Source organism: Vibrio sp. Y176, assembly GCF_033438945.1.
The window spans coordinates 1-541 of sequence record NZ_JAWOQS010001065.1; the positions used below are offsets into that span (position 1 = coordinate 1).

General features: G+C 48.2%; 1 protein-coding gene. It reads left to right on the top strand.

Annotation, left to right across the window (positions count from 1 at the left end; all coding sequences use genetic code 11):
- Positions 1-541, top strand: a 541-nt coding sequence (locus R7O13_RS30220; protein WP_318305639.1) for an aminotransferase class I/II-fold pyridoxal phosphate-dependent enzyme, incomplete at both ends; no start/stop codon positions are given.

The window sequence follows — 541 nt, forward strand, 5'->3', positions numbered from 1 at the left end:
TGGCGCTGACGAAGGTATTGAGCTGTTAGTTCGCGCTTTCTGTGAGCCAGGACAAGACGCGATTTTGTACTGTCCACCGACTTACGGTATGTACGCAATCAGTGCTGAAACCATTGGTGTTGAACGTAAGACTGTACCGCTAACATCGGATTGGCAGCTTGACCATACTGGCATCGAATCCAATCTCGATAACGTCAAGCTGGTTTTTGTTTGTTCGCCAAACAACCCAACCGGTAACCTCGTTAAGCGTGAAGATATTGTCTCTCTGCTTGAGATGACAAAAGACCGAGCAATCGTGGTCATGGACGAAGCGTACATCGATTTTTGCCCTGAGGCGTCAACGGTGGATTTGTTAGCTCAATATCCAAATCTCGCGATTCTACGTACGTTATCAAAAGCGTTCGCGCTTGCAGGCTTACGTTGTGGTTTCACGCTTGCAAACGAGGAGCTAATCAACGTCCTACTTAAAGTCATCGCGCCGTACCCAGTACCAGTGCCTGTTGCTGAAATTGCGGTTCAAGCCTTGTCAGAAGCAGGTTTG